Here is a 24,810-nt window from a genome sequence, read left to right as displayed (position 1 = left end):
GCCTCAACCGTGGCGCTTGTAGAGGTAGCGGTAGACGAAGCCGGGGAAGGCCAGGGTCAGGAAGAGCGCGCCGGTGATGGCGTAGAACTCCCAGCCCTGCGGGGCGATGCGGCCGGCGCGCTGCTCCAGCAGCAGGGCCACGCCGCCCACCAGGAAATAGAACAGCACCAGTTCCAGCAGGCGCACACCGAGGTTCTTGGGAAACTTCAGCGGCAGCACGGCCAGCAGGCGGCTGTTGATGAAAGGCAGGTTGGCACAGACCACGGCGGCCAGCACCACGAACCAGACCGAAGCGGACTGTGTCATGTGCCGAGCATCTGCACCACGGCCTGGGCGCACAGCGCCATCAGGCCGCCGGGCACGATGCCCAGCACCAGCACCAGCAGGCCGTTGACGGACAGCACGGCACGCACGTCCAGCGGGGCCGAGACGGTGGTGGCGGTGATGGGCTCATCGAAGTACATGACCTTGACGACCCGCAGGTAGTAGAAGGCGCCGATCAGCGACATGATGACGGCGAACACGGCCAGCACGATGTGCAGGGTCTGGCCCGAGGCGATCAGGGCCTGCAGCACCGAGAGCTTGGCGTAGAAGCCGACCATGGGCGGGATGCCGGCCAGCGAGAACAGGCAGATGCCCATGATGGCGGCATACAGCGGGCTGCGCTGGTTGAGGCCGGCGAAGTCGGCGATCTCCTCGCTCTCGAAGCCTTCACGCGCCAGCAGCAGGATGACACCGAAGGAGGCCAGCGTGGTCAGCACATAGGTGATGACGTAGAACATGGCCGAGCTGTAGGCGTTGGCGGCGGAGTAGATGTTGCCGTTGATCACGCCCGACATCAGGCCCAGCAGCACGAAACCCATCTGCGAGATGGTGGAGTAGGCCAGCATGCGCTTGAGGTTGGTCTGCATGATGGCGGCCAGGTTGCCGATCAGCAGCGAGGCGATGGCCAGCAGGCCGAGCATCTGCTGCCAGTCGAACCACAGGGGCAGCATGCCTTCGACCAGCAGGCGCATGACGATGGCAAAGGCCGCCAGCTTCGGCGCTCCGCCGATCATCAGCGTGACGGCGGTGGGGGCACCCTGGTAGACGTCCGGGATCCACATGTGGAAAGGCACCACGCCGAGCTTGAAGGCCAGGCCGGCCACCACGAAGACCAGGCCGAAGGTCAGCACGCTCGGGTTGATGAGGCCGGAGTTGACGGCGCGGAAGACCTGGTTGACATCCAGCGAACCGGTGGCGCCGTACATCATGGACATGCCGTAGAGCAGGAAACCCGAGGCCAGCGCACCCAGCACGAAGTACTTCATGGCCGCCTCGGTCGAGACGGCGTGGTCGCGGCGCAGGGCCACCAGCGCGTAGCTGGAGAGCGTGAGCAGTTCCAGGCCCAGGTAGATCAGCAGGAAGTTGTTGCCCGAGATCATGATGAACATGCCCAGCAGCGCAAACAGGCTCAGGCTGAACAGTTCACCGCCGCGCAGCATGTCGCGGTCGGCCGCGTAGGGACGCGCATAGACCAGGGTCACCATGACGGCGATGGTGGCAAAGCACTTGAGCCAGTTGCCCATGGCGTCGCTGACGACCATATTGCCCAGGCCGTAGATGGTGCCGCCGGCGCTGGCGTACAGGCCCTGCAGCAGGGCCACGGCGGCCAGCGTCAGCAGGGTGATCAGGTAGGTGGGGGTGCGCAGGCGGCTCTTCACGGCCAGGTCCAGCAGCGTGATGGCGCAGGCCATGACGAGCAGGATGACCTCGGGGAATACCGCGATCCAGCTGATGGTGTCTGTCATCTTCAGTCTCTTTATTCGGTTCGGGGCCGGCTCAGTTCAGCTTGGACTGGGCCACGTGCTTGAGCAGTTCGGCCACCGAGCTGTCCATCACGTCGGTGAAGGGCTTGGGATGGACGCCCATCCACAAGACGGCGATGGCCAGCAGGGTCAGCATCAGGAACTCGCGGCTGTTGATGTCCTGCAGGCCCTTGACGTCCTCATTGGCCACGGGGCCGAGATAGACGCGCTTGAACATCCACAGGGTGTAGGCGGCGCCGAAGATCAGCGCCGTGGAAGCCGCCAGGCCCAGCCAGAAGTTGGCCTTGATGGCACCCAGGATCACCATCCACTCGCCGACGAAACCGGCGGTGGCGGGCAGGCCGCAGTTGGCCATGGCAAACAGCAGGGCGAAGGCCGTGAACTTGGGCATGGTGTTGATCACACCGCCATAGCTGGCGATCTCGCGCGAGTGCACGCGGTCGTACAGCACGCCGATGCCCAGGAACATGGCGCCCGAGACGAAGCCGTGGGCGATCATCTGCACCAGGCCGCCGGCCACGCCGAGGTCGTTGAAGATGAAGAAACCCAGGGTGACGAAGCCCATGTGGGCCACGGACGAGTAGGCCACGAGTTTCTTCATGTCCTGCTGCACCATGGCGACCAGGCCCACGTAGATCACGGCGATCAGCGACAGCGCGATCATCAGCCAGGCCCATTCGCGCGCGGCGTCGGGCGCGATGGGCATGGAGAAACGCAGGAAGCCGTAGGCACCCAGCTTCAGCATGATGGCCGCCAGCACGGCGGAGCCGCCGGTAGGCGCCTCGACGTGCACGTCGGGCAGCCAGGTGTGCACCGGCCACATCGGCACCTTCACGGCAAAGGCCGCGAAGAAGGCGAAGAAGATCAGCGTCTGCGTCGTGCTGTCCAGCGGCAGGGAATGCCAGGTGGCGATGTCGAAGCTGCCGCCCGACTTGGTGTACAGGAAGATCAGGGCGATCAGCAGCAGCAGCGAACCCAGCAGCGTGTAGAGGAAGAACTTGAAGGCCGCGTAGATCTTGTTGGGGCCGCCCCAGATGCCGATGATCAGGTACATCGGGATCAGCGTGGCCTCGAAGAAGACGTAGAACAGCAGACCGTCCAGCGCGGAGAACACGCCGATCATGAGGCCGCTCAGGATGAGGAAGGCGCCCATGTACTGGTTGACACGGCTGGTGATGGCCTCCCAGCCCGCGATCACGACGATGACGTTGATGAAGGCGGTCAGCGGCACGAACCAGAAAGAGATGCCGTCCAGACCCAGGTGGTAGTGCACATTGAAGCGCTCCATCCAGACCAGCTTCTCGACGAACTGCATCTCGGCGGTGCCGAGCGCAAAACCGGTGTACAGCGGCAGCGTGACGAGGAAGCTGGCGATCGCCCCCACCAGCGCGACCCAGCGCACGGTACGCGCCTGGTCATCACGCCCGAGGACGAGCAGCAGCACGCCGAAAGCAATCGGCATCCAGATGGCAAGGCTCAACAAACCCATATTGTTCTTCTCCTTAGCGGCTTAGCCACTGGGCCAGCATGGGCCAGGTCACGAAATACGACATCAGCACCACGATGCCCAGGATCATGGCCAGGGCATAGTGATAGAGGTAACCGGACTGGAACCAGCGCACCACGCCGGCCACCCAGCCCACCACCTTCCAGGAACCGTTGACCAGGGTGCCGTCGATGACAGCCTGGTCGCCACCCTTCCACAGACCGACACCCAGCATGCGGGCGCCGCGCGCCAGGACGTTCTCGTTGAACCAGTCCAGGTAGTACTTGTTGTCCAGCAGGGTATAGATCGGCTGCACGGCGCGCTTGATGGCCGCCGGCACGGCCGGGTTGACCATGTACATGTAATACGCCGTGGCCACGCCGGCCACCGCCAGCCAGAAGGGCAGCGTGCTGAAGGCGTGCGCAGCCATGGCCAGCGGGCCGTGGAAGGCGGCGGCCAGTTCGACCATCACATGGTGTTTGGTGGCGTCCACGAAGATGGCGTCCTTGAAGAAGTCGCCGTACAGCATGGGCTGGATGGTCAGGTAGCCGATCACCACCGAGGGGATGGCCAGCAGCACCAGCGGCACCGTCACCACCCAGGGCGACTCGTGCGGCTCGTGGTGATCATCATGGCCGTGACCATGGTCGTCATGGTGCGCGTCGGGGTTCTGGTCGTAGCGTTCCTTGCCGTGGAAGACCAGGAAGTACATGCGGAAGGAATAGAAGGCCGTGACGAAGACGCCGGCCAGCACCGCGAAGTTGGCGAAGCCGGCACCCCACAGGTGGCTCTCGTGCACCGCCTCGATGATGCTGTCCTTGGAATAGAAGCCGGCGAAGAGCGGCGTACCGATCAGGGCCAGGGAACCCAGCAGCGAGGTGATCCAGGTGATGGGCATGTACTTGCGCACGCCGCCCATCCAGCGGATGTCCTGGTTGTGGTGCATGCCGATGATGACCGAGCCCGCGCCAAGAAACAGCAGGGCCTTGAAGAAGGCGTGCGTCATCAGGTGGAACACGGCGACCGAGTAGGCCGAGGCGCCGAGCGCCACCGTCATGTAGCCCAGCTGCGAGAGCGTGGAATAGGCCACCACACGCTTGATATCGTTCTGGATGATGCCCAGGAAACCCATGAACAGGGCCGTGATGGCGCCGATGACCATGATGAAGCTCAGGGCCGTGTCGCTCAGCTCGAACAGCGGAGACATGCGCGCCACCATGAAGATGCCGGCCGTCACCATGGTGGCGGCGTGGATCAGCGCGGAGATGGGCGTGGGGCCTTCCATCGAATCCGGCAGCCAGACGTGCAGCGGGAACTGGGCCGACTTGCCCATGGCGCCGATGAACAGGCAGATGCAGATCACGGTGATCAGCAGCCACTCGGTGCCGGGGAAGATCAGCTTGCCCAGGTCGCCGGACTTGGCAAAGACCTCGGTGTAGTTCAGCGTGCCGGCGTAGGCGGCGATCAGGCCGATGCCCAGGATGAAACCGAAGTCGCCCACGCGGTTGACCAGGAAGGCCTTCATGTTGGCGAAGATGGCCGTGGGCTTGTTGAACCAGAAGCCGATCAGCAGGTAGGACACCAGGCCCACCGCCTCCCAGCCGAAGAACAGCTGCAGCAGGTTGTTGCTCATGACCAGCATGAGCATGGAGAAGGTGAACAGGGAGATGTAGGCGAAGAAGCGGTTGTAGCCCTCGTCCTCTTCCATGTAGCCGATGGTGTAGATGTGCACCATGAGCGAGACGAAGGTCACCACGCACATCATCATGGCGGTGAGGCCATCGACCATGAAGCCGATTTCCATCTTCATGCCGCCGATCACCATCCATTCGTAGATGGTTTCGTTGAAGCGCGCGCCGTCCATGGCCACGCTCTTGAGCGTCATGGCGGAGATGATGAAGGCGATCAGCACACCCAGGATGGTGAAGGTGTGCGAGAGGCGGCGGCCGATCCAGTTGCCGCCCAGCTGGGTGCCGAGAATACCGGCCAGCACGGAGCCGACCAGCGGCGCCAGCGGCACGGCCAGCAGGGTGGATGCATTCAGGGTTTGACTCATCTTCTAGTACCTTGATGAACCGGCGGGTTCAGCCCTTGAGCGTGTTGAGTTCGTCCACATTGATGCTGGACTTGTTGCGGAACAGCAGCACCAGGATGGCCAGGCCGATGGCCGATTCGGCCGCTGCCACGGTGAGGATGAAGAACACGAAGACTTGGCCGTGCATGTCGCCCAGGTAGTGCGAGAAGGCCACGAAGTTCAGGTTGACCGCCAGCAACATCAGCTCGATGGCCATCAGCAGCACGATCAGGTTCTTGCGGTTCAGGAAGATGCCGACCACCGCGATGGCAAACAGCGCGGCGCCCAGTGTGAGGTAGTGTCCCAGGGTCAGGGTCATGGTTTGTTCTCCTCGGGCGCGGCGGCCGGGGGCGCAGCGCGGGTGGTCTCGACTTTCACGATGGACATGCGCTCGCTGGCGCGCACGCGCACCTGCAGCGACGGGTCGATGGCCTTGCTGTCCTTGCGCTGGCGCAGGGTCAGCGCGATGGCGGCGATCATGGCCACCAGCAGGATGGCCGCGGCCACCTGGATCGGGTAGACGTATTCGGTGTAGAGCAGGATGCCCAGTTCCTTGGCGTTGTCCACCTCGACCACCTCGCCGATGACCTGGGCCACGGCCGGCTCGTCGCTGACGCGAAAGCCCGTCAGCAGCACGGCCCCCATCTCCAGCACCACCACAGCCCCCAGGGTGGCGGCCAGCGGCAGGTGCTTCCAGAAGCCCTGGCGCAGCTGGTCGATCTTGATGTCCAGCATCATGACCACGAAGAGGAAGAGCACCATCACCGCGCCGAGGTAGACCAGCACCAGGGTGATGGCCAGGAACTCTGCCTTCAGCAGCAGCCAGATGCCCGAGGCCTGCGAGAAGGCCAGCATGAGGAAGAGCACGGCATGCACGGGGTTGCGCGCCGTGATCACCCGAAGGGCTGACAGGATCAGCACGATCGAGAAGAGGAGAAAGAAGCCGGTTTTGACGTCCATGATCGGTTCGTAGTGGTTCGTGGCGCCTTAGCGGTACTTGGCGTCGGCCGCACGGGCGGCAGCGATCTCGGTCTCGTAGCGGTCACCCACGGCCAGCAGCATGTCCTTGGTGAAGTACAGGTCGCCGCGCTTTTCGCCGTGGTATTCGAGGATGTGGGTCTCGACGATGGAGTCCACCGGGCAGCTCTCTTCGCAGAAGCCGCAGAAGATGCACTTGGTGAGGTCGATGTCGTAGCGCGTGGTGCGGCGGCTGCCGTCCTGGCGCACTTCGGACTCGATGGTGATGGCCATGGCCGGGCAGACGGCCTCGCACAGCTTGCAGGCGATGCAGCGCTCCTCGCCGTTGTCATAACGGCGCAGGGCGTGCAGGCCGCGGAAGCGCGGCGACAGCGGGGTCTTCTCTTCGGGGTACTGGATCGTCACCTTGCGGGCGAAGGCGTAACGGCCCGTCAGGGCCATGCCCTTGAAGAGCTCCACGAGCATGAAGCTCTTGAAGAAGTCCTTGAAGGAGAAAGCAGTAGCAGTTGAAGCGGCTTGCATGTCGTCAGCCCCTTAGTTCCAGATGTTCCACGACGTCTGCATCCAGATGCCGACGACGATCAGCCACACCAGGGTGACCGGGATGAAGATCTTCCAGCCCAGACGCATGATCTGGTCGTAGCGGAAACGCGGGAAGGTGGCGCGGATCCAGATGAACATGGAGACCACCACGAAAGTCTTGAGGCCCAGCCAGATCCAGCCCGGAATCCAGTTGAACAGCGCGCTGTCGATCGGGGGCAGCCAGCCGCCCAGGAACATGACCACGGCCAGGATGGACACCAGCCACATGCTGGCGTATTCGGCCAGGAAGAAGATGGCGAAGCCCATGCCCGAGTACTCGACCATGTGGCCGGCCACGATCTCGGCCTCGCCCTCGACCACGTCGAAGGGGTGGCGGTTGGTCTCGGCCACGCCGGAGATCAGGTAGACCAGGAAGATCGGCAGCAACGGCAGCCAGTTCCAGGACAGGAAACCCAGGCCCATGTCGGCGAAATAACCCTCGCCCTGCCCCAGCACGATGTTGGTCAGGTTCATGCTGCCCGAGACCATCAGCACCACCAGGAAGCAGAAGCCCATGGCGATCTCGTAGCTGACCATCTGCGCCGAGGCGCGCAGCGCGCCCAGGAAGGCGTACTTGGAGTTGGAGGCCCAGCCCGCGATGATGACGCCGTAGACCTCGATCGAGGTGATGGCCATGATGAGCAGCAGGCCGACGTTGACGTTGGTCAGCGCGACATCGGGGCCGAAGGGGATCGCCACCCAGGCGGCCAGCGCCGGCATGATGGCCATGATGGGGCCGAGGCGGAACAAGCCGCCGCTCACCGCGCTGGGGGTGATGATCTCCTTGGTCAGCAGCTTGAGCGCATCGGCGATGGGCTGCAGCAGGCCGAAAGGGCCCACGCGGTTGGGACCAAAACGCACCTGCATGAAACCCAGCAGCTTGCGCTCCCACAGCGTCAGGTAGGCGACCGCGCCCATCAGCGGCGCGAGCACACAGACGATCTTGATCAGGATCCACAGGACCGGCCAGGCCATCGTGGCCCACCAGCTGGCGGCGATCAGGTTCAGGCCGCCGTTGTAAAACGCATCGATCATGCGGCTACCCCTTGTTCACGGGCGTCGGCCGTCAGCTGCAGCGACGGCGCGCGACGGACCAGGCCGTCGAGTTGGTAGATGGAGGCCACCACCGGCTCGGCTGCCGTAGCGGCCACGTTGATGGTTGCCTGCGTGGCGTTGGACAGGTTCGCAGCCTTGGCCGTGGCCGCGGCCAGCACGTCCTGCGAGGATTCGAACTCGAAGCCCTGCAGACCCAGCAGATTGCCCAGCACGCGCAGCACCTTCCAGGCCGGACGCGTCTCGCCCTGGGGCTTGACCACGGCGTGAAAGCTCTGCAGGCGGCCTTCGGCGTTGACGAAGCTGCCCGAGGTCTCGCTGAAAGGTGCGATGGGCAGCAGCACGTCGCTGAAGGCCAGGTTGGTCTTGAAGGGGCTGAGCGTGACGACCATCTCGGCGGCATCCAGCGCGGCCGCAGCGGCCTGGCCGGCGGCCGTGTCGTATTCGGGCTCGACGGCCAGCAGCACGGCGGCCTTGAGCTTGCCGCCCATCAGCATCTGCGCGGCGTTCTGGCCTGCCGCCTGCGGCTGGGCACCCACCCACTGCGCGCCCACGGTGTTGGCGGCTTCGCTCAGGTAACCGACGCTGGCGCCGGTCTGGGCACCGATCCAGTTGGCCAGGGCCAGCAGGCTGGAGGCATTGGCAGCGTGTGCGGCGGCATTGCCCAGCAGCACGGCCTTGCGCTCACCGCCGAGCAGCGATGAGGCGATGGCCTTGGCTTCAGGCGTGGCCTGGCCGGCGGCCGGGGCGGTGACGCCCTTCTCTGCCGCGATAGCCGCAGCCACATTGGCCAGGGCCTGGGCCCACTGCGCAGCCGGCGTCACCTGCGCTTGAGCCACCTTCATGGCCCAGGCGTCGGCGCTCTGGTACAGGTTCTTCGAGGTGATGGTGCTCACCTGCGCACCATGGCGCACGGCCTGGCGGATGCGCTGGGCGAACAGCGGATGGTCCTTGCGCAGGTTGCTGCCCACGACCAGCACGCGCTGCAACTGCGTGAGTGCGGCAATGGGCAGGCCCAGCCAACGCACACCTTCGGCCTTGCCGAATTCAGCGTTGCGCAGGCGGTAATCGATGTTGTCGCTGCCCAGGCCACGCAGCAGGCCGGCGGCCAGGTAGAGTTCTTCGAGCGTGCTGTGCGGGCTGACCAGGGCGCCGATGCTGTTGGCACCGTGGTCGCCCTTGATGGTCTTCAGGCCGTTGGCCACGTACTCCAGCGCGGTCTGCCAGTCGACTTCCTTCCACTGGCCGCCCTGCTTGATCATGGGGCTGCTCAGGCGGTCGGCGCCATCGAGGGCTTCGTAGGAGTAGCGGTCGCGGTCGGCGATCCAGCACTCGTTGACGTCTTCGTTCTCCAGGGGGACCACACGCAGGACCCGGTTGTTCTTGACCTGCACGATCAGGTTGGCGCCGGTGGAGTCATGCGGGCTGACCGACTTGCGGCGACCCAGTTCCCAGGTGCGGGCCTGGTAGCGGAAAGGCTTGCTGGTGAGCGCGCCCACCGGGCAGATGTCGATCATGTTGCCCGACAGCTCGGAGTCCACCGAGTGACCGACAAAGGTCTCGATCTCGGAATGCTCGCCGCGGTGGCTCATGCCGAGCTCCATCACGCCAGCGACTTCCTGGCCGAAACGCACGCAGCGCGTGCAGTGGATGCAACGGCTCATCTCTTCCATGGAGATCAGCGGGCCAACGTCCTTGTGCAGGACCACGCGCTTCTCTTCCTCGTAGCGCGAGGCGGAGGCGCCGTAACCCACGGCCAGGTCCTGCAGCTGGCACTCGCCGCCCTGGTCGCAGATGGGGCAATCCAGCGGATGGTTGATCAGCAGGAACTCCATGACCGACTTCTGGGCCTTGAGGGCCTTGTCGGTCTTGGTGCGCACGATCATGCCCTGGGTGACGGGGGTGGCGCAGGCCGGCATGGGCTTGGGCGCCTTCTCCACGTCCACCAGGCACATGCGGCAGTTGGCCGCAATGCTGAGCTTCTTGTGATAGCAGAAATGCGGGATGTAGACGCCGGACTTCTCGGCTGCATGCATGACCATGCTGCCTTCCTGGATCTCTACCTTCTTGCCGTCGAGTTCGATTTCAACCATGTTGAGCCTTTAGCCGGGCCGCCCCAATAAAGGCGGGCGCCCCCTTGGGGGGCAGCGAACGATTAGTGAGCTTGGGGGTCATGTACTTCTCGCTATGTCGCTCAGACGTAGGCCGGGACCAGACAGGTCTTGTGGGCCACGTGATGTTCGAATTCGGGACGGAAGTGCTTGATCATGGCGCGCACCGGCATGGCCGCCGCGTCGCCCAGCGCGCAGATGGTGCGGCCCTGGATGTTCTCGGCCACGTTGTCCAGCAGGTCCAGGTCTTCCGGGCGGCCCTGGCCGTTTTCGATGCGGTCGACCACACGCGAGAGCCAGCCCGTGCCTTCGCGGCAGGGCGTGCACTGGCCGCAGGATTCGTGCATGTAAAAGTAGGACAGGCGTTGCAGGGCCTTGACCATGCAGCGGGTCTCGTCCATCACGATGACGGCGCCCGAACCCAGCATGGAGCCGGCCTTGGCAATGGAGTCGTAGTCCATCGTGCACTGCATCATGATGTCGGCCGGCAGCACCGGGGCCGAGGAACCGCCGGGGATCACGGCCTTGAGCTTCTTGCCGCCGCGCACGCCGCCGGCGAGCTCCAGCAGCTTGGCGAAGGGCGTGCCCATGGGGATCTCGTAGTTGCCCGGGCGCTCGACGTCGCCGCTGATCGAATAGATCTTGGTGCCGCCGTTGTTGGGCTTGCCGCATTCGAGGTAGGCCTGGCCGCCGTTGCGGATGATCCAGGGCACGGCCGCGAAGGTCTCGGTGTTGTTGATGGTGGTGGGCTTGCCATACAGGCCGAAACTGGCCGGGAACGGCGGCTTGAAACGCGGCTGGCCCTTCTTGCCTTCGAGCGATTCGAGCAGCGCGGTCTCTTCACCGCAGATGTAGGCGCCGAAACCGTGGGCCGCATGCAGCTGGAAGCTGAAGTTGCTGCCAGCTATGTTGTTGCCCAGCAGGCCGGCGGCGCGCGCCTCTTCCAGCGCGGCTTCGAAGCGGTCATAGACCTGGAAGATCTCGCCGTGGATGTAGTTGTAGCCCACCGTGATGCCCATGGCATAGGCCGCAATGGCCATGCCCTCGATCACGATGTGCGGGTTGTACATGAGGATGTCGCGGTCCTTGCAGGTCCCGGGCTCGCCCTCGTCGGAGTTGCACACCAGGTACTTCTGGCCCGGGAACTGGCGCGGCATGAAGCTCCACTTCAGGCCGGTAGGGAAACCGGCGCCGCCGCGGCCGCGCAGGGCGGATTCCTTGACGGTGGCGATCACCTGGTCTTGTGTGAGGCCTTCACCGCCGTCCTTCCCCAGGATCTTGCGCAGGGCCTGGTAACCACCGCGCGCCTCGTAGTCCTTGAGGTGCCAGTTGCCGCCGTTGAGGCCGGCGTAGATCTGGGGTTCGATGTGACGGTTGTGGAAGCAGGTCTCGGCGCCGGTGGCGGCGAACTGCGAAAGAAGTTTTTCAACCGACATCACTTGGCCCCTCCAGCTTTCAGGCCGTCGATCAGCTGGTCCAGCTTGTCATTGCTCATGTAACTGCACATGGTGCGGTCGTTGACCAGCAGCACCGGCGCGTCGGCGCAGGCGCCCTGGCATTCGCTCTGCTGCAGCGTGAACAGGCCGTCGGCCGTGGTCTCGCCCATGCTGATACCCAGCTTGCGCTCCAGGTGGTGCAGCGCCTTCTGGCCATCACGCAGCTGGCAGGGCAGGTTGGTGCAGACGTTGAGCTTGTACTTGCCCAGCGGGCGCTGGTTGTACATGTTGTAGAAGGTCGTGACTTCGTGCACGGCCATGGCCGGCATGCCGAGATAGCTGGCGATTTCGGCCTCGCTGTCGGTGCTCACATGACCGAGCTCCTGCTGCACGATGGCCAGGCAGGCCATGACGGCAGACTGCTTCTGCTCGGCCGGGTATTTGGCGACTTCCTTGGCGAAGCGCGCTTTGGTGGCTTCCGAGATCATCGGTCAATCTCTCCAAACACGATATCGAGCGTGCCGATGATGGCCACGGCGTCGGCCAGCATGTGTCCGCGCGTGAGTTCATCGAGCGTGGCCAGATGGGCGAAGCCCGGGGCACGAATCTTGAGACGGTAGGGTTTGTTGGCGCCGTCGCTCACCATGTAGATGCCGAACTCGCCCTTGGGGTGCTCGACGGCGGCATAGGCCTCGCCAGCGGGCACGCGGAAACCTTCGGTGAAGAGCTTGAAGTGGTGGATCAGCTCTTCCATGTTGGACTTCATGGCCTCGCGAGCGGGCGGAGCCACCTTGTGGTTGTCCGTGATGACCGGGCCGGGGTTGGCGCGCAGCCAGGCCGAGCACTGCTGGATGATGCGGTTGGACTCGCGCATCTCCTGCACGCGCACGAGGTAGCGGTCGTAGCTGTCGCCGGTCTTGCCCACCGGGATGTCGAAGTCGACACGGTCGTAGGCGTCGTAGGGCTGGGTCTTGCGCAGGTCCCAGGCGATGCCCGAGCCCCGCAGCATGGGGCCGGTCATGCCCAGGTTCAGGGCACGCTCGGGCGTGACGACGCCGATGCCAACCGTACGCTGTTTCCAGATGCGGTTGTCGGTCAGCAGGGTCTCGTACTCGTCCACGCACTTGGGGAAGCGGGCACAGAAGTCGTCGATGAAGTCCAGCAGCGAACCCTGGCGGTTGGCATTGATCTCGGCGACGGCGCGGGCGTTGCGGATCTTGTTGACCTTGTGCTGCGCCATGCTGTCGGGCAGGTCGCGGTAGACACCGCCCGGACGGAAGTAGGCCGCGTGCATGCGCGCGCCGGAGACGGCCTCGTACATGTCGAACAGGTCTTCGCGCTCGCGAAAGGTGTAGATCAGGATGGTGGAGCTGCCACAGTCGTTGCCGTGCGAGCCCAGCCACATCAGGTGGTTGAGCAGGCGCGTGATCTCGCCGAACATGGTGCGGATGTACTGGGCGCGCAGGGGCACTTCGATGCCCAGCATCTTCTCGATGGCCAGGCAGTAGGCCTGCTCGTTGCACATCATGGACACGTAATCGAGACGGTCCATGTAGGGCAGCGACTGGATGTAGGTCTTGCTCTCGGCCAGCTTCTCGGTGGCGCGGTGCAGCAGGCCGATGTGCGGGTCGGCGCGTTGCACGACCTCGCCGTCGAGCTCGAGCACCAGGCGCAGCACGCCGTGCGCGGCCGGGTGCTGGGGGCCAAAATTCAGCGTGTAGTTCTTGATCTCGGCCATGATTACTTCAGGCCTCCGTAGTTGTCTTCACGGATGATGCGCGGCGTGATCTCGCGCGGCTCGATGCTCACCGGCTGGTAGATCACGCGCTTGAGTTCGGCGTCATAGCGCATCTCGACGTGACCGCTGAGCGGGAAGTCCTTGCGGAAGGGGTGGCCGATGAAACCGTAGTCGGTCAGGATGCGGCGCAGGTCGTCGTGCCCTTCGAACACGATGCCGTACAGGTCGAAGGCCTCGCGCTCGTACCAGTTGGCGGCACGCCAGACGTCGGTGAGCGTGTCCACCACCGGGAAGTCGTCGTCGGCAGCAAAGACCTTGAGGCGCACGCGCTGGTTCAGGCTGACGGAGAGCAGGTGCGAGACGACGCAGTAACGTGCACCGTCCCAGGCACCCTCACCCCAGGCGGAGTAGTCGACACCGCAGAGGTCGATCAGCTGTTCGAAACGGCAGCCGGGCGCATCGCGCAGGATGCGGGCCGCGGCCAGGTAGTCCTGGGGCGCGACCTCGACGGTGACTTCGCCCAGCTTGACGTCGACACGGCGTGCCTTGCCGCCCAAAGCGGCAGTCACGGTGTTCTTGATGGCTTCGGGATTAACGGCAAATGCAGTCATCAATGGTTCCTCAGACGCGGGCGATGGTCTGCGTGCGGCGGATCTTCTGCTGCAGCTGGATGATGCCGTAGATCAGCGCCTCGGCCGTGGGTGGGCAGCCCGGCACGTAGACGTCGACCGGCACGATGCGGTCGCAGCCGCGAACCACCGAGTAGCTGTAGTGGTAATAACCGCCACCGTTGGCGCAGGAGCCCATGGAGATGACCCAGCGCGGCTCGCTCATCTGGTCGTAGACCTTGCGCAGGGCCGGCGCCATCTTGTTGCACAGCGTGCCGGCGACGATCATCAGGTCGGACTGGCGCGGGCTGGCACGGAACACCTCGGCGCCGAAGCGGCCGATGTCGTAACGGGCGGCTGCCGCATGCATCATCTCGACCGCGCAGCAGGCCAGACCGAAGGTCATGGGCCAGAGCGAGCCGGTCTTGGCCCAGTTCACCACCGTGTCGTAACTGGTGGTGACGAAGCCTTCTTTCATCACGCCTTCAATCATGGCAACGTTCCTAGTCTAAGTACGCAGTCGCAGATGCGCGGTCGCCGCCGGGCCGCCCCAAGGCGACTGGGCCCCCTCGGGGGGCAGCGCAGCACACGAAGTGGCAAGCGTGGGGGCCATATTCATTCCCAGTCCAGGGCGCCTTTTTTCCACTCGTAGGCAAAACCCACGACGAGGATGGCGATGAACACCATGGCCGCCCAGAAACCCACCGCACCCACTTCCTTGAGCGCCACGGCCCAGGGGAAGAGGAAGGCGATTTCCAGGTCGAACAGGATGAAGAGGATGGCCACGAGGTAGTAGCGCACGTCAAACTTCATGCGCGCGTCTTCGAACGCTTCGAAACCACACTCGTAGGGGGAATTTTTGGCCGCATCGGGGCGGTTGGGGCCCAGCACATAGCCGATGACCTGGGGGATGACCCCGACGGCAATGCCGACCAAGATGAACAGAAGGACGGGGAGGTACTGATCGAGGCTCATCTTGAAATGCTGATCACCGTTGGTCCGCCCGGACGATGCCCGGGCAGTCATTTATCTGGTGCCGTCGGCGAGACTCGAACTCGCACAGCTTTCGCCACTACCCCCTCAAGATAGCGTGTCTACCAATTTCACCACGACGGCTTGTCTCTGTTGCCAGGCTTGCATGAGGGTCTGATAGCTAACCCGGCAAGCCTTGGAGTTTACTCCGAATTCCCCCCTCGCCCCGGGGAGAAATTCCGGATTTATTGACTCAGGTCATCGCGCCGGAATCTGCGCCGGGCCAGGCGCGGCGGGGGCCGAAGCGGGAGCGGTATCGACCGGTGCCGAGGTGCCCGGAATCTGTGCCGAGGTCTCGGGCGCGGCGGGTGCCGGCGCGGTCACGGCGCTGCCTTCGAGCACGCTGCCCGTGCTGGCGGGGCGGGCGTTGCTGAAATAGGCCAGCAGCAGCGTGCAGACGAAAAACACCGTGGCCAGCACGGCCGTGGTGCGCGAGAGGAAGTTGGCACTGCCGCTGGCGCCGAACAGGCTGCCCGAGGAGCCGCTGCCGAAGGCGGCGCCCATGTCGGCGCCCTTGCCGTGCTGGATCAGGATCAGGCCGATCATGGCCACGGCCGTGACGATCTGCACCGTGAGGATGATGGTGACGATGAAACTCATGTTTACTCCTAAATTCGTAGCAATCGAGCAGCTGTATCAGCCAGCTGCAGCGATGATGGTGAGGAAATCCGGGGCCTTGAGCGAAGCGCCGCCGATCAGGCCGCCGTCGATGTCAGGCTGGGACAGCAGCTGAGCGGCGTTGGCCGCGTTCATGCTGCCGCCATACAGCAGCTTGATGCGCTCGGCCTGCGGCGTGGCCGCCTTGAGCTGCGCGCGCAGCACGGCATGCACCTGCTGCGCCTGCTCGGGACTGGCGGTCTTGCCGGTGCCGATGGCCCAGACAGGCTCGTAGGCCACGACGATCTCGCTGATGCAGTGGCCGTTGAGATGGATCACCGCAGCCAGCTGGCGCTTCACGACCTCTTCCGTCCGGCCCGCTTCACGCTCGGCCAGGGTCTCGCCCACGCAGACGATGGGGGTCACGCCGCCGGCCAGCGCCTGCTGGGCCTTGGCGGCCACCACGGCATCGGTCTCGCCATGGTACTGGCGGCGCTCCGAGTGGCCGACGATGGCGTAACGCACGCCGAATTCCTTGAGCATGGCCACCGAAGTCTCGCCGGTGTAGGCACCCGCCTCGTGCTGCGAGACATCCTGCGCACCCAGATCCACCGGGCTGCCAGCCAGCAGGCCCTGGCACTGCGCCAGGTAGGCCGCCGGCACGCAGACCGCGATGTCGCAGGCCGGTGCCTTCAGGCCACCGCGTATGCCCTGCAGCAGCGCCTGGTTGGTCGCCAGGCTGCCATTCATCTTCCAGTTGCCGGCAATCAGTTTCTTGCTCATGCGTGGCTCCAGGTCAGCACGATCTTGCCGATGTGCTGGTTCGATTCCATCAGCGCATGCGCACGTGCCGCACCGCTACCTGTGGGGTCCTTGGCGTCCACGGCCGCGTAGGTGCTGTGGATCACCGGCTTGACCTTGCCGGCCTCGATCAGGGGCCAGGCGTGTTTCAGACAGGCCTGCGCGATCGCCTGCTTGAAGGCGATGGGGCGCGGGCGCAGTGTGGAACCGGTGATGGTCAGGCGGCGGCGCAGTACCAGGCCGGCGTTGAAGTTGCTCTTGGTGCCGCCCTGCACGGCGATGATGACGATGCGGCCGTCCTCGGCCAGGCTCTCGACCTCGCGCGCGACGTACTCGCCGCCCACCATGTCGAGGATCACGTCCACACCCTTGCCGTCGGTCAGGCGCTTGACCTCTTCCTTGAAGTCCTGCGTCTTGTAGTTGATGGCATGGTCGGCGCCCAACTTGAGGCAGGCGGCGCACTTCTCGTCGCTGCCCACCGTCACGATGACCTTGGCGCCCATGGCCTTGGCCAGCTGGATGGCGGTGACGCCGATGCCGCTGGAGCCGCCCTGGATCAGCAGCGTCTCGCCGGCCTGCAGGCGGCCGCGGTCGAACACATTGCTCCAGACGGTGAAGAAGGTCTCGGGCAGCGAAGCCGCCTCGACATCGCTCAGGCCTTTCGGATACGGCAGGCACTGCGCAATCGGCGCGGTGCACAGCTCGGCATAACCGCCGCCGGCGACCAACGCGCACACCTTGTCGCCGAGCTTGAGCCCTGCTTGAGCCAGTTCCGCGGCATTGCCGCCCACGACCGTGCCGGCCACTTCGAGACCGGGGATGTCGGAGGCGCCCGGCGGCACCGGGTAGTTGCCGGTGCGCTGGAACACGTCGGGCCGGTTGATGCCGCTGGCCGCCACGCGGATCAGCAGCTCACCCGCGCCCGGCACCGGGTCGGGGCGCTGGCCCAGACGCAGCACCTCGGGCGCACCGTAGGAAGTGATTTCGATGGCTTTCATGGTCTTTCGCTCCGACAGCGCCTGCGGACTTGCCGCAGGACGCCATCGTCAGGGTGACAAAGTCGGATCAGGCCTGTTCGCCGCCGTTGTTCTGGGCCGGACGGTCCAGCAGCGCCTTCATGGACAGCTTGATGCGACCCTTCTCGTCGGTCTCCAGCACCTTGACCTTGACGATCTGGCCTTCGGACAGGTAGTCCGTGACCTTCTCGACGCGCTCGTGGGCGATCTGGCTGATGTGCAGCAGGCCGTCCTTGCCGGGCAGCAGGTTGACCAGGGCACCGAAGTCCAGGATCTTGGTGATCGGGCCTTCGTAGACCTTGCCGATTTCGACTTCGGCGGTGATCTCGGCGATGCGGCGCTTGGCTTCCTCGGCCTTGGTGGCGTCGGTCGCGGCGATGGTGATGGTGCCGTCTTCCTCGATGTTGATCTGGCAGCCGGTCTCGTCGGTCAGCGCGCGGATCACGGAGCCGCCCTTGCCGATCACGTCACGGATCTTCTCGGGGTTGATCTTCATGGTGAAGAGCTTGGGCGCGAAGTTGCTCACCTCGGTCTTGGCCTCGCCCATGGCTTCCTGCATCTTGCCCAGGATGTGCATGCGGGCTTCCTTGGCCTGGGCCAGGGCAACCTGCATGATTTCCTTGGTGATGCCCTGGATCTTGATGTCCATCTGCAGGGCGTTGATGCCGTTGGTGGTACCGGCCACCTTGAAGTCCATGTCACCCAGGTGATCTTCGTCACCCAGGATGTCGGTCAGCACGGCGAAACGGTTGCCGTCCTTGATCAGGCCCATGGCGATGCCGGCCACGTGGGCCTTCATCGGCACGCCGGCGTCCATCAGCGACAGGCAGCCGCCGCAGACCGAAGCCATCGACGAGGAACCATTGGACTCGGTGATCTCGGACACCACACGCATGGTGTAGGGGAACTCTTCCTTGGTCGGCAGGCAGGCCACCAGGGCACGCTTGGCCAGACGGCCGTGGCCGATTTCACGGCGCTTCGGGGTGCCGAAACGGCCAGCTTCGCCAGTGGCGAAGGGAGGCATGTTGTAGTGCAGCATGAAGCGGTCTTCGAACTCGCCAGCCAGCGCGTCGATGCGCTGTGCGTCGCGCTCGGTGCCCAGCGTGGCAACCACCAGGGCCTGGGTTTCACCACGCGTGAACAGGGCCGAACCGTGGGTACGGGGCAGCACGCCGTTGCGGATCTCGATGGGGCGCACGGTGCGCGTGTCGCGACCGTCGATGCGCGGCTCGCCGGCCAGGATCTGGCTGCGCACGATGCGCGCTTCGATGTCGAACAGCATGCCTTCGACCTTGACGCTGTCGAACTCGACGCCGGCCTCTTTCAGGTCGGCCATCACGACGGCGTAGGTCTCGCGGCAGGCGTGGGTACGGGCCTGCTTGTTGCGGATCTGGTAGGCGGCGCGCAGCTTCTCTTCGGCCAGCGCATTGACCTTGGCGATCAGGGCCTCATCCTTGGCAGGAGCCTTCCAGTCCCAGGCCGGCTTGCCGGCGTCACGCACCAGGTCGTGGATGGCGTTGATGGCGATATTGCCCTGCTCGTGGCCGAACACCACGGCGCCCAGCATGATCTCTTCCGACAGCTGTTGCGCTTCGGATTCCACCATCAGCACGGCGGATTCGGTACCGGCAACCACCAGGTCCATCTGGCTGTCCTTGAGCTGGGTCTGGCCCGGGTTCAGGACGTATTCACCGTTGATGTAACCCACGCGCGCGGCGCCGATGGGGCCGTTGAAGGGGATGCCGCTGATGCTCAGCGCGGCGCTGGTGGCGATCATGGCGGCGATGTCGGCCTGCACTTCGGGGTTCAGGCTCACCACGTGCACGATCACCTGGACTTCGTTGTAGAAGCCTTCGGGGAACAGCGGACGGATCGGACGGTCGATCAGGCGGCAGGTCAGGGTCTCCAGCTCGCTGGGACGGCCTTCACGCTTGAAGAAGCTGCCCGGGATCTTGCCGGCGGCGTAGGACTTCTCGGTGTAGTCCACCGTCAGGGGGAAGAAGTCCTGGCCGGGCTTGGCGCTCTTGGTCGCCACCACGGTGGCCAGCACCACGGTGTCGTCGATGTTGACCAGCACGGCGCCGGTGGCCTGGCGGGCGATTTCGCCGGTTTCCATGGTGACCGTGTGCTGGCCCCACTGGAAGGTCTTGGTGACTTTGTTGAACATGGTCATGTGTTTCTCCTTTATGGATCAAGGGAGGTCTGAGCCGCCTCCCCTAGGGCTCGAAGCCACATCACAGAACACGATGCCATTCCAGAGAAATCAGAGGGAAATTCGCTCAATTTCCTCTGGAATGACACAGCTTCGCTCTGTTCCTGTCTGCTCCGAAGTACAAAGCGCCTGAGCTAGAAATCCAACTCAGGCGCTCCTGTTCATCTGTTCGGGGCGATTACTTGCGCAGACCCAGCTTGGTGATCAGCGCGCTGTAACGGTCGAAGTCCTTGGACTTCAGGTAGTCCAGCAGCTTGCGGCGACGGCTCACCATGCGCAGCAGACCGCGACGGCCGTGGTGGTCCTTGGCGTGGGTCTTGAAGTGGGGGGTCAGCTCGTTGATGCGGGCGGTCAGCAGGGCGACCTGGACTTCCGGGCTGCCGGTGTCGGTAGCGGAACGGGCATTGGCCTTGACAACTTCGGCCTTGATGCTGGTAGCGATCATTTCTATTTCCTGTCATGCGGGACGAAACCGGCCGCTTTCGGTCGGGACGTCCCAGGGTTTACAACTTGCGTCAGCGGCTGGAACTGCTACTGACGTGCGCTCTACAAGCCTTGGCAGGCCGCAGAACCATGGAATTATAGCCCAAACCTGTTTCGCGGAGCGCCTACTTACTTCCCAGCCATTTCTGAAGCCGCTCCACCCCCAGCACCAGGCGCTGCGGGTCCTTGGACGCAAAACACCAGCGCAGCCAGCCCTGGGCCTCGGGGGCAAAGGCCTCGCCCGGCGCCAGACCCAGGCCGGCCTCGCGCACCAGGCGCTTGGCCGTGGCCAGGGAATCGTCGTATCCGGCCAGCCGGAAAAAGGCGTACATGCCGGCCGCGGGTTTGGCCAGCTCCACACCCGGCAGGGCCTGCAGCAGGGGCACCAGGGTGTCGCGGCAGGTTTTCAGGTGGGCCACGACCCGCGGCGTGATCTCATCCGCACGCTCCAGCGCCACCTGGGCCGCGCGCTGGGTGAAGACGCTGGCGCAGGAGGTGTTGAACTCGATCAGCTTGCCCACATCGTGCGTGATGGCAGAGGGCAGCACCAGCCAGCCCAGGCGCCAGCCCGTCATCAGGAAGCTCTTGGAAAAGCTGTGCACCACGACCAGCCGGTCTTCGGAGGAGGCAATGTCCAGGAAGCTCGGAGCGCAACCATTGGGCGTATCGGCTTCGTAATACAGCTGCGAGTACACCTCGTCGGCCAGGATCCAGGTGCCGGTCTTGCGGCAATGCTCCAGGATGCGCTGCTGCTCCTCGCGCGTCAGGGTCCAGCCGGTCGGGTTGCTCGGTGCATTGAGGATAAGCACCTTGGTGACCGGGGTCACCGCGGCCAGCAGCGCTTCCAGGTCCAGCGTCCAGGCACCGGCCACGGGCTTGAGGGGGATGGGCTTGAGCCGCGCACCCAGGATCAGCGGCTGCGCCGTCAGGTTGGGCCAGACCGGCGTCACGATGGCCACCTCGTCGCCCGCTTCCAGCAGGGCCTGCATGGCGATCATCAGCGCGTTGACACCACCCGAGGTCACGGCAATGCGGTCCGGCGCCACGGTCCCGTGCAGGCGGCTCAGGTGCAGGGCGATGGCCGTGCGCAGCTCGGGCAGTCCCAGGTTGTGGCTGTAGAAGGTCTCGCCCTTCTGCAGGGAGTCAATGGCCGCCTGGCGGATGAAGTCGGGCGTGACCTCGTCGCCCTCGCCGAACCAGAAGGCCAGCACGTCGCTGCGCCCCAGGCCGGCATTGGCCACTTCGCGGATTTTGGATTCTTCGAGGTTTCGGATTACCTGGCGCATGTTTTCTCCATCGCAAGGGGTCGATTGTGCCGCCTGCCCGGCACGGGCGCAGCGGCCCGACATAGAGACAGCGCCCATGTTTTCAAGACCTGGCCGCCAAAAATTTGCCGCACGCTGCAGGCCTTGAAAACGTCTTGGCCCGTTCCCAGTTATGCCCTGCGGCCGGCAGTGCCTCCGCACACCGAGTCCACCGTTTACACCACAGGAGTTCAACCATGCTGTTTGTTCCCGTCATCCGCCGTTCCGCCTTCGCCCCCTCGCTGCGCGCTTTCGACCGCTTCTTCAACGAGTCCGCGCCCGCCGAGCAACCGGCCAGCGCCGCCGAAGACAAGGCTTATGAGCTGAGCTTCGACGTGCCTGGCGTCAGCCGCGAGCAGCTGTCCATCGGCATCGAAGGCAATGTGATCCGCATCGAAACCCTGCCCGAAGCCAAGCGCCAGTACAAGGCCGCCTACGAGTTGCCGCAGGACATCGACGTCTCTGCCAGCGAAGCCAAGCTGGAAAACGGTGTGCTTACGCTCAAGCTGGTCAAGGTCCAGCCGGCCGACAAGACCGTCAAGCTGGCAATCAACTGAGCCTCACCTTCCAAGAAAAAAGGCCGCGAATCTCGCGGCCTTTTTCTTGGCTTCAACATTGACGATGGGCCGAAGCCGCAGGCGACCCGATCTCGATTGGCGCGTCAGACGACTGACTTCGACTGGTCTTGCGCTTCAATGAAGGCCTTCCGGAACTCCATGGGCCTTGAAATGCCGGCGACAGGTGCTTGCGGCGTGCCGGCCCCTGAAATGATCAAGGTACCGAAATTGAACAGACGCCCGAGCACCTCTTGATCAACCTGCAGGCTCTCGACCTTGTTGATGTTGATCTCGATCGTGCTGCGCCGGATGAAGCCGGACTTCACAATCACCCGCTTGTTGGTGATGGCCAGTTCGGTGGTCCTGTACTTCACATAGGCCAACACCAGGAAGATGAGACCCAGGCCGAAGGCTGGCAGCAGAACGACCCCCAGCGCGATCAGATGCCAGAGGGCCCAGAGGCTGATATGCCCGAGATGGACGATTCTCTCGTCCTTGACCAAGGCGTCTTCAACATAACTCGTCATGGGGTTCCTGGGTTCTGTACAAGGGCGGAGTCTAGTACCCCGGGGCTTTCAGCGCTGCGAACGTTCGAGGTAACCTGCCCGCGTAGGCAGACAGCGCTTGGCCGCGGAAGGCATGATGCCACTGGGGCCTGAAGCGGCCAAGCGGCGGCTACCGTAGCGGGTCAGGTTGACCGAGGGGCTAAACATCACTGCGCACGGTGGCTTGCATGCGCGGTTTTCAGTCGACGATGAACAGTGTGGCGCCGACTTTGGTGCGAGAACGGTGCGGTTCTGCTCCGTCGGCAACCTGGTAGCTCATGCCCGGCTTCAGAATGAATATGCGACCGTCTTCAAGCTCGGTTTCGAGCTGGCCGTCCAGGCACAGCAGGATGTGACCCTTGGAGCACCAGTGGTCGGCGTCGTAGCCTTGTGAGTATTCAACCATGCGCACTCGAATACTTCCGAAGTTGGCCGTGCGCCAGTAGGCGACCCCGGTAATTCCTTTGTGCTCGGTGCGAGGCATCGAATCCCAGTCGGTGGTGCCAAAGGGTATACCTTCCATCTTCATGATTGGTGCCTCAAAGTTGCTCTTGGCATAGCGGTGGTTCGTGGATCCGAGGTTCGTCCGCGGTTGCGCAAATGAGCTCTCATGTGATGCCTAACGTGGAGGTCACCGGCGCTGCGCGGCTTTATCGCGCAGCGTCCGGTGGACCGCAGGGTTATACCTCGCTGAGGTAAGGCTGGAAAGTGGCATTGAGTGCTTTTCTTTCATTTGCAAACCATTCAACGAGGCCATCCATGTTTTCTTCGCCAGATTGGTAGACTCGATCTTCTGGATTGTTTTGACCAGCAGGCAAGCGGTCCAATAGTCGCTGCATTTGCCAGGCTTTGTTTTGAAACTCCGCGACCTTGGCTTCAACTGACGGCATCGCCAAAGGCCCTTGGTGCTCAATTTCCCACTTGAAACTTTCAATTCGCCCGACCAAGTCCCGCGTTCCCTTTACTGCGCCAAGATGCCAAAGCGTTCGATACGTTGAACAGTAGTGAGCGAAGTCCTGCATTGAACGATAGACCTCAAGGCGGAATGGCCTGAGGCCGTTCTGAACTGCAATGTCATTGGCCCTCCGAGCGGCATCTCGCGTGTGCCGCGCATATAGCGCGGCGAGGAGCGCAACTAAAGCGGCTGCATAGGCTATGAAATCGCTATCGGACATGGCATCTGAGAGGCATAACTTGATATAGGCTGCAAATTTGTCGGCATAACAAAGTTCATGGCGCCTCCCGCTTCTTGATTCAAGTGCTTGAAATATATCGGGTTTCAAGCGTTTTGCCCCACCGGAATTTCCATGAACACGCCAGCAAAGCCGGCAGCCGCGTGCGCGTCAGCTCAGACCGACTGACTGATCGCATCCAGCGGCCAGCGCGGCTTGACCTCGAAGGTGTAGGCCCGCGTGGCCTCCTGCATGCCGGCCTGCAGGCGCATGGCGGCGGCCATGGCGATCATGGCGCCGTTGTCGGTGCACAGGTGCAGCTCGGGGTAGTGAACGCGCACCTTGAGCTTGGCGCATTGGGCATTGAGCTGTTCGCGCAACAGGCGGTTGGCGCCCACGCCACCGGCCACCACCAGGCGCTTCAGCCCCGTTTCTTTCAGCGCAGCCAGTGATTTCTTCACCAGCACTTCGACGATGGCGGCCTGCGTCGAGGCTGCCAGATCGGCCTTGCGTGCCTCGAGTTCGCCGCCCAGGCGTTGCGCCTGCGTCAGCACGGCCGTCTTCAGACCCGCAAAGGAAAAATCCAGGTTGCCGCTGTGCAAGAGCGGCCGCGGCAGCTTGAAGGCCGCGCCGTCGCCCTGCTCTGCCAGTTTGGCCAGCCCCGGGCCGCCAGGGTACGGCAGGCCCATGAGCTTGGCCGATTTGTCGAAGGCTTCACCGGCCGCGTCGTCGATCGTTTCGCCCAGAATCTCGTAGCGCCCCACCCCGTCCACCCGCATCAGCTGCGTGTGCCCGCCCGAGACCAGCAGGGCGACAAAGGGGAACTCGGGCGGATCGGCGCTCAGGAAGGGCGAGAGCAGATGGCCTTCGAGGTGGTGCACGCCCAGCACCGGCTTGCCCAGGGCCGCTCCCAAGGCGCAGGCCACTCCGGCGCCCACCAGCAGTGCACCGGCCAGGCCGGGGCCGCGTGTGTAGGCCACCACGTCGATGTCCTGGAGTGTCTTGCCCGCCTCCTGCATGACCTGCGTGGTCAAAGGCAGCACACGGCGGATGTGGTCGCGGCTGGCGAGTTCCGGCACCACGCCGCCATAGGCCTGGTGCATCTCGATCTGGCTGTAAAGCGCGTGCGAGAGCAGCTGCGGCACCGGGCCGCCATGGCTTTGCACCAGGGCCACGCCGGTTTCGTCGCAGGAGGATTCGATGCCCAGGATCAGCAT

26 protein-coding genes and 1 tRNA gene are annotated in these 24,810 nt (G+C 64.1%); 1 reads left to right on the top strand and 26 read right to left on the bottom strand.

All coding sequences use genetic code 11. From position 1 onward, the window contains the following. Positions 1 to 3: 3 nt before the first annotated feature. The 22 genes from AO057_RS08975 to AO057_RS08870 all read right to left on the bottom strand — a co-directional run bounded on the left by AO057_RS08975 (position 4) and on the right by AO057_RS08870 (position 21,301). Entirely contained in the window at positions 4 to 306 is a 303-nt protein-coding gene (locus AO057_RS08975) for a DUF2818 family protein (RefSeq protein WP_057675306.1), read from the bottom strand. Beyond that, positions 303 to 1,790: an NADH-quinone oxidoreductase subunit NuoN gene (nuoN, locus tag AO057_RS08970; RefSeq protein WP_057675305.1), complete on the bottom strand. Its 1,488-nt coding sequence runs from the start codon at positions 1,788 to 1,790 to the stop codon at positions 303 to 305. The genes AO057_RS08975 and nuoN overlap by 4 nt, the downstream gene beginning before the upstream one ends. Before the next feature lie 31 nt (positions 1,791 to 1,821). After that, positions 1,822 to 3,297, bottom strand: a complete 1,476-nt coding sequence (locus AO057_RS08965) for an NADH-quinone oxidoreductase subunit M (protein ID WP_057675304.1) — start codon at positions 3,295 to 3,297, stop codon at positions 1,822 to 1,824. Positions 3,298 to 3,310: 13 nt separating this feature from the next. Next, positions 3,311 to 5,350 carry an NADH-quinone oxidoreductase subunit L gene (gene nuoL / locus AO057_RS08960; protein WP_057675303.1) on the bottom strand — a complete coding sequence of 680 codons (2,040 nt, stop codon included), beginning with the start codon at positions 5,348 to 5,350 and terminating at the stop codon, positions 3,311 to 3,313. 28 nt (positions 5,351 to 5,378) lie between these two features. Next, positions 5,379 to 5,687 (bottom strand): NADH-quinone oxidoreductase subunit NuoK, encoded by a 309-nt coding sequence (gene nuoK, locus AO057_RS08955; RefSeq protein WP_057675302.1) that lies wholly within the window; start codon positions 5,685 to 5,687, stop codon positions 5,379 to 5,381. Next, on the bottom strand, positions 5,684 to 6,328 hold the full coding sequence (locus tag AO057_RS08950; protein ID WP_057675301.1) for an NADH-quinone oxidoreductase subunit J: 645 nt from the start codon (positions 6,326 to 6,328) through the stop codon (positions 5,684 to 5,686). Before AO057_RS08950 ends, nuoK begins: the two co-directional genes overlap by 4 nt. Positions 6,329 to 6,355: 27 nt before the next feature. Then, positions 6,356 to 6,868 (bottom strand): NADH-quinone oxidoreductase subunit NuoI, encoded by a 513-nt coding sequence (gene nuoI / locus AO057_RS08945; RefSeq protein WP_057675300.1) that lies wholly within the window; start codon positions 6,866 to 6,868, stop codon positions 6,356 to 6,358. A 12-nt stretch (positions 6,869 to 6,880) separates the two neighbouring features. Beyond that, positions 6,881 to 7,963: an NADH-quinone oxidoreductase subunit NuoH gene (gene nuoH / locus AO057_RS08940; protein ID WP_057675299.1), complete on the bottom strand. Its 1,083-nt coding sequence runs from the start codon at positions 7,961 to 7,963 to the stop codon at positions 6,881 to 6,883. Beyond that, positions 7,960 to 10,074 (bottom strand): NADH-quinone oxidoreductase subunit NuoG, encoded by a 2,115-nt coding sequence (nuoG, locus tag AO057_RS08935; RefSeq protein WP_057675298.1) that lies wholly within the window; start codon positions 10,072 to 10,074, stop codon positions 7,960 to 7,962. The genes nuoH and nuoG overlap by 4 nt, the downstream gene beginning before the upstream one ends. Positions 10,075 to 10,175: 101 nt before the next feature. Then, entirely contained in the window at positions 10,176 to 11,528 is a 1,353-nt protein-coding gene (gene nuoF / locus AO057_RS08930) for an NADH-quinone oxidoreductase subunit NuoF (protein WP_057675297.1), read from the bottom strand. Next, positions 11,528 to 12,016 carry an NADH-quinone oxidoreductase subunit NuoE gene (gene nuoE, locus AO057_RS08925; protein ID WP_057675296.1) on the bottom strand — a complete coding sequence of 163 codons (489 nt, stop codon included), beginning with the start codon at positions 12,014 to 12,016 and terminating at the stop codon, positions 11,528 to 11,530. The genes nuoF and nuoE overlap by 1 nt, the downstream gene beginning before the upstream one ends. After that, entirely contained in the window at positions 12,013 to 13,266 is a 1,254-nt protein-coding gene (locus AO057_RS08920; RefSeq protein ID WP_057675295.1) for an NADH-quinone oxidoreductase subunit D, read from the bottom strand. Before AO057_RS08920 ends, nuoE begins: the two co-directional genes overlap by 4 nt. 2 nt (positions 13,267 to 13,268) lie before the next feature. Next, a complete protein-coding gene (locus AO057_RS08915) occupies positions 13,269 to 13,877 on the bottom strand; it encodes an NADH-quinone oxidoreductase subunit C (RefSeq protein ID WP_057675294.1) in 609 nt (202 codons plus the stop codon). A 10-nt stretch (positions 13,878 to 13,887) separates the two neighbouring features. Next, a complete protein-coding gene (locus AO057_RS08910) occupies positions 13,888 to 14,367 on the bottom strand; it encodes a NuoB/complex I 20 kDa subunit family protein (RefSeq protein ID WP_057675293.1) in 480 nt (159 codons plus the stop codon). Positions 14,368 to 14,489: 122 nt separating this feature from the next. Further along, complete coding sequence (locus AO057_RS08905) at positions 14,490 to 14,849, bottom strand: NADH-quinone oxidoreductase subunit A (protein WP_057675292.1); 360 nt, start codon at positions 14,847 to 14,849, stop codon at positions 14,490 to 14,492. 56 nt (positions 14,850 to 14,905) lie between these two features. Then, positions 14,906 to 14,990, bottom strand: a tRNA-Leu gene (locus AO057_RS08900). A gap of 114 nt (positions 14,991 to 15,104) precedes the next feature. Further along, positions 15,105 to 15,506 carry a preprotein translocase subunit SecG gene (secG, locus tag AO057_RS08895; protein ID WP_057675291.1) on the bottom strand — a complete coding sequence of 134 codons (402 nt, stop codon included), beginning with the start codon at positions 15,504 to 15,506 and terminating at the stop codon, positions 15,105 to 15,107. A 36-nt stretch (positions 15,507 to 15,542) separates the two neighbouring features. Further along, positions 15,543 to 16,286, bottom strand: coding sequence for a triose-phosphate isomerase (tpiA, locus tag AO057_RS08890; RefSeq protein ID WP_057675290.1), 744 nt, complete (start codon positions 16,284 to 16,286; stop codon positions 15,543 to 15,545). Further along, positions 16,283 to 17,302: an NAD(P)H-quinone oxidoreductase gene (locus tag AO057_RS08885; protein WP_057675289.1), complete on the bottom strand. Its 1,020-nt coding sequence runs from the start codon at positions 17,300 to 17,302 to the stop codon at positions 16,283 to 16,285. Before AO057_RS08885 ends, tpiA begins: the two co-directional genes overlap by 4 nt. A gap of 67 nt (positions 17,303 to 17,369) precedes the next feature. Beyond that, entirely contained in the window at positions 17,370 to 19,493 is a 2,124-nt protein-coding gene (gene pnp, locus AO057_RS08880) for a polyribonucleotide nucleotidyltransferase (protein ID WP_057675288.1), read from the bottom strand. A 217-nt stretch (positions 19,494 to 19,710) separates the two neighbouring features. Next, complete coding sequence (gene rpsO / locus AO057_RS08875) at positions 19,711 to 19,977, bottom strand: 30S ribosomal protein S15 (RefSeq protein WP_057675287.1); 267 nt, start codon at positions 19,975 to 19,977, stop codon at positions 19,711 to 19,713. 163 nt (positions 19,978 to 20,140) lie between these two features. Next, positions 20,141 to 21,301: a pyridoxal phosphate-dependent aminotransferase gene (locus tag AO057_RS08870; protein ID WP_057675286.1), complete on the bottom strand. Its 1,161-nt coding sequence runs from the start codon at positions 21,299 to 21,301 to the stop codon at positions 20,141 to 20,143. A 215-nt stretch (positions 21,302 to 21,516) separates the two neighbouring features. On the opposite strand from AO057_RS08870, the gene AO057_RS08865 reads away from it, so the two are divergent. Next, entirely contained in the window at positions 21,517 to 21,876 is a 360-nt protein-coding gene (locus AO057_RS08865) for an Hsp20/alpha crystallin family protein (protein WP_057675285.1), read from the top strand. Positions 21,877 to 21,980: 104 nt separating this feature from the next. On the opposite strand, the gene AO057_RS08860 is transcribed toward AO057_RS08865, so the two are convergent. The 4 genes from AO057_RS08860 to tsaD all read right to left on the bottom strand — a co-directional run bounded on the left by AO057_RS08860 (position 21,981) and on the right by tsaD (position 24,810). Next, on the bottom strand, positions 21,981 to 22,403 hold the full coding sequence (locus AO057_RS08860) for a PH domain-containing protein (RefSeq protein ID WP_057675284.1): 423 nt from the start codon (positions 22,401 to 22,403) through the stop codon (positions 21,981 to 21,983). A gap of 217 nt (positions 22,404 to 22,620) precedes the next feature. Further along, the gene (locus AO057_RS08855) at positions 22,621 to 22,950 is read right to left on the bottom strand and encodes a DHCW motif cupin fold protein (RefSeq protein WP_057675283.1); all 330 of its coding nucleotides are present in this window, start codon (positions 22,948 to 22,950) and stop codon (positions 22,621 to 22,623) included. A 151-nt stretch (positions 22,951 to 23,101) separates the two neighbouring features. Further along, positions 23,102 to 23,704, bottom strand: a complete 603-nt coding sequence (locus AO057_RS17785; RefSeq protein WP_156404521.1) for a hypothetical protein — start codon at positions 23,702 to 23,704, stop codon at positions 23,102 to 23,104. A 65-nt stretch (positions 23,705 to 23,769) separates the two neighbouring features. Then, a complete protein-coding gene (tsaD, locus tag AO057_RS08850; RefSeq protein ID WP_057677232.1) occupies positions 23,770 to 24,810 on the bottom strand; it encodes a tRNA (adenosine(37)-N6)-threonylcarbamoyltransferase complex transferase subunit TsaD in 1,041 nt (346 codons plus the stop codon).

The organism is Curvibacter sp. PAE-UM, assembly GCF_001432305.1.
In the GTDB taxonomy this organism is placed as follows: Bacteria; Pseudomonadota; Gammaproteobacteria; order Burkholderiales; family Burkholderiaceae_C; genus Hylemonella.
Note: the sequence above shows the minus strand (reverse complement) of the source record. Positions and strands in the feature narration are given on the sequence as shown.

Excerpts from the sequence above, each read along its gene's own strand:
- AO057_RS08975 (WP_057675306.1), bottom strand. The coding sequence starts at position 306 with ATGACACAGTCCGCTTCGGTCTGGTTCGTGGTGCTGGCCGCCGTGGTC.
- nuoN (WP_057675305.1), bottom strand. The coding sequence starts at position 1,790 with ATGACAGACACCATCAGCTGGATCGCGGTATTCCCCGAGGTCATCCTG.
- AO057_RS08965 (WP_057675304.1), bottom strand. The coding sequence starts at position 3,297 with ATGGGTTTGTTGAGCCTTGCCATCTGGATGCCGATTGCTTTCGGCGTG.
- nuoL (WP_057675303.1), bottom strand. The coding sequence starts at position 5,350 with ATGAGTCAAACCCTGAATGCATCCACCCTGCTGGCCGTGCCGCTGGCG.
- nuoK (WP_057675302.1), bottom strand. The coding sequence starts at position 5,687 with ATGACCCTGACCCTGGGACACTACCTCACACTGGGCGCCGCGCTGTTT.
- AO057_RS08950 (WP_057675301.1), bottom strand. The coding sequence starts at position 6,328 with ATGGACGTCAAAACCGGCTTCTTTCTCCTCTTCTCGATCGTGCTGATC.
- nuoI (WP_057675300.1), bottom strand. The coding sequence starts at position 6,868 with ATGCAAGCCGCTTCAACTGCTACTGCTTTCTCCTTCAAGGACTTCTTC.
- nuoH (WP_057675299.1), bottom strand. The coding sequence starts at position 7,963 with ATGATCGATGCGTTTTACAACGGCGGCCTGAACCTGATCGCCGCCAGC.
- nuoG (WP_057675298.1), bottom strand. The coding sequence starts at position 10,074 with ATGGTTGAAATCGAACTCGACGGCAAGAAGGTAGAGATCCAGGAAGGC.
- nuoF (WP_057675297.1), bottom strand. The coding sequence starts at position 11,528 with ATGTCGGTTGAAAAACTTCTTTCGCAGTTCGCCGCCACCGGCGCCGAG.
- nuoE (WP_057675296.1), bottom strand. The coding sequence starts at position 12,016 with ATGATCTCGGAAGCCACCAAAGCGCGCTTCGCCAAGGAAGTCGCCAAA.
- AO057_RS08920 (WP_057675295.1), bottom strand. The coding sequence starts at position 13,266 with ATGGCCGAGATCAAGAACTACACGCTGAATTTTGGCCCCCAGCACCCG.
- AO057_RS08915 (WP_057675294.1), bottom strand. The coding sequence starts at position 13,877 with ATGACTGCATTTGCCGTTAATCCCGAAGCCATCAAGAACACCGTGACT.
- AO057_RS08910 (WP_057675293.1), bottom strand. The coding sequence starts at position 14,367 with ATGATTGAAGGCGTGATGAAAGAAGGCTTCGTCACCACCAGTTACGAC.
- AO057_RS08905 (WP_057675292.1), bottom strand. The coding sequence starts at position 14,849 with ATGAGCCTCGATCAGTACCTCCCCGTCCTTCTGTTCATCTTGGTCGGC.
- secG (WP_057675291.1), bottom strand. The coding sequence starts at position 15,506 with ATGAGTTTCATCGTCACCATCATCCTCACGGTGCAGATCGTCACGGCC.
- tpiA (WP_057675290.1), bottom strand. The coding sequence starts at position 16,286 with ATGAGCAAGAAACTGATTGCCGGCAACTGGAAGATGAATGGCAGCCTG.
- AO057_RS08885 (WP_057675289.1), bottom strand. The coding sequence starts at position 17,302 with ATGAAAGCCATCGAAATCACTTCCTACGGTGCGCCCGAGGTGCTGCGT.
- pnp (WP_057675288.1), bottom strand. The coding sequence starts at position 19,493 with ATGACCATGTTCAACAAAGTCACCAAGACCTTCCAGTGGGGCCAGCAC.
- rpsO (WP_057675287.1), bottom strand. The coding sequence starts at position 19,977 with ATGATCGCTACCAGCATCAAGGCCGAAGTTGTCAAGGCCAATGCCCGT.
- AO057_RS08870 (WP_057675286.1), bottom strand. The coding sequence starts at position 21,301 with ATGCGCCAGGTAATCCGAAACCTCGAAGAATCCAAAATCCGCGAAGTG.
- AO057_RS08865 (WP_057675285.1), top strand. The coding sequence starts at position 21,517 with ATGCTGTTTGTTCCCGTCATCCGCCGTTCCGCCTTCGCCCCCTCGCTG.
- AO057_RS08860 (WP_057675284.1), bottom strand. The coding sequence starts at position 22,403 with ATGACGAGTTATGTTGAAGACGCCTTGGTCAAGGACGAGAGAATCGTC.
- AO057_RS08855 (WP_057675283.1), bottom strand. The coding sequence starts at position 22,950 with ATGAAGATGGAAGGTATACCCTTTGGCACCACCGACTGGGATTCGATG.
- tsaD (WP_057677232.1), bottom strand. The coding sequence starts at position 24,810 with ATGCTGATCCTGGGCATCGAATCCTCCTGCGACGAAACCGGCGTGGCC.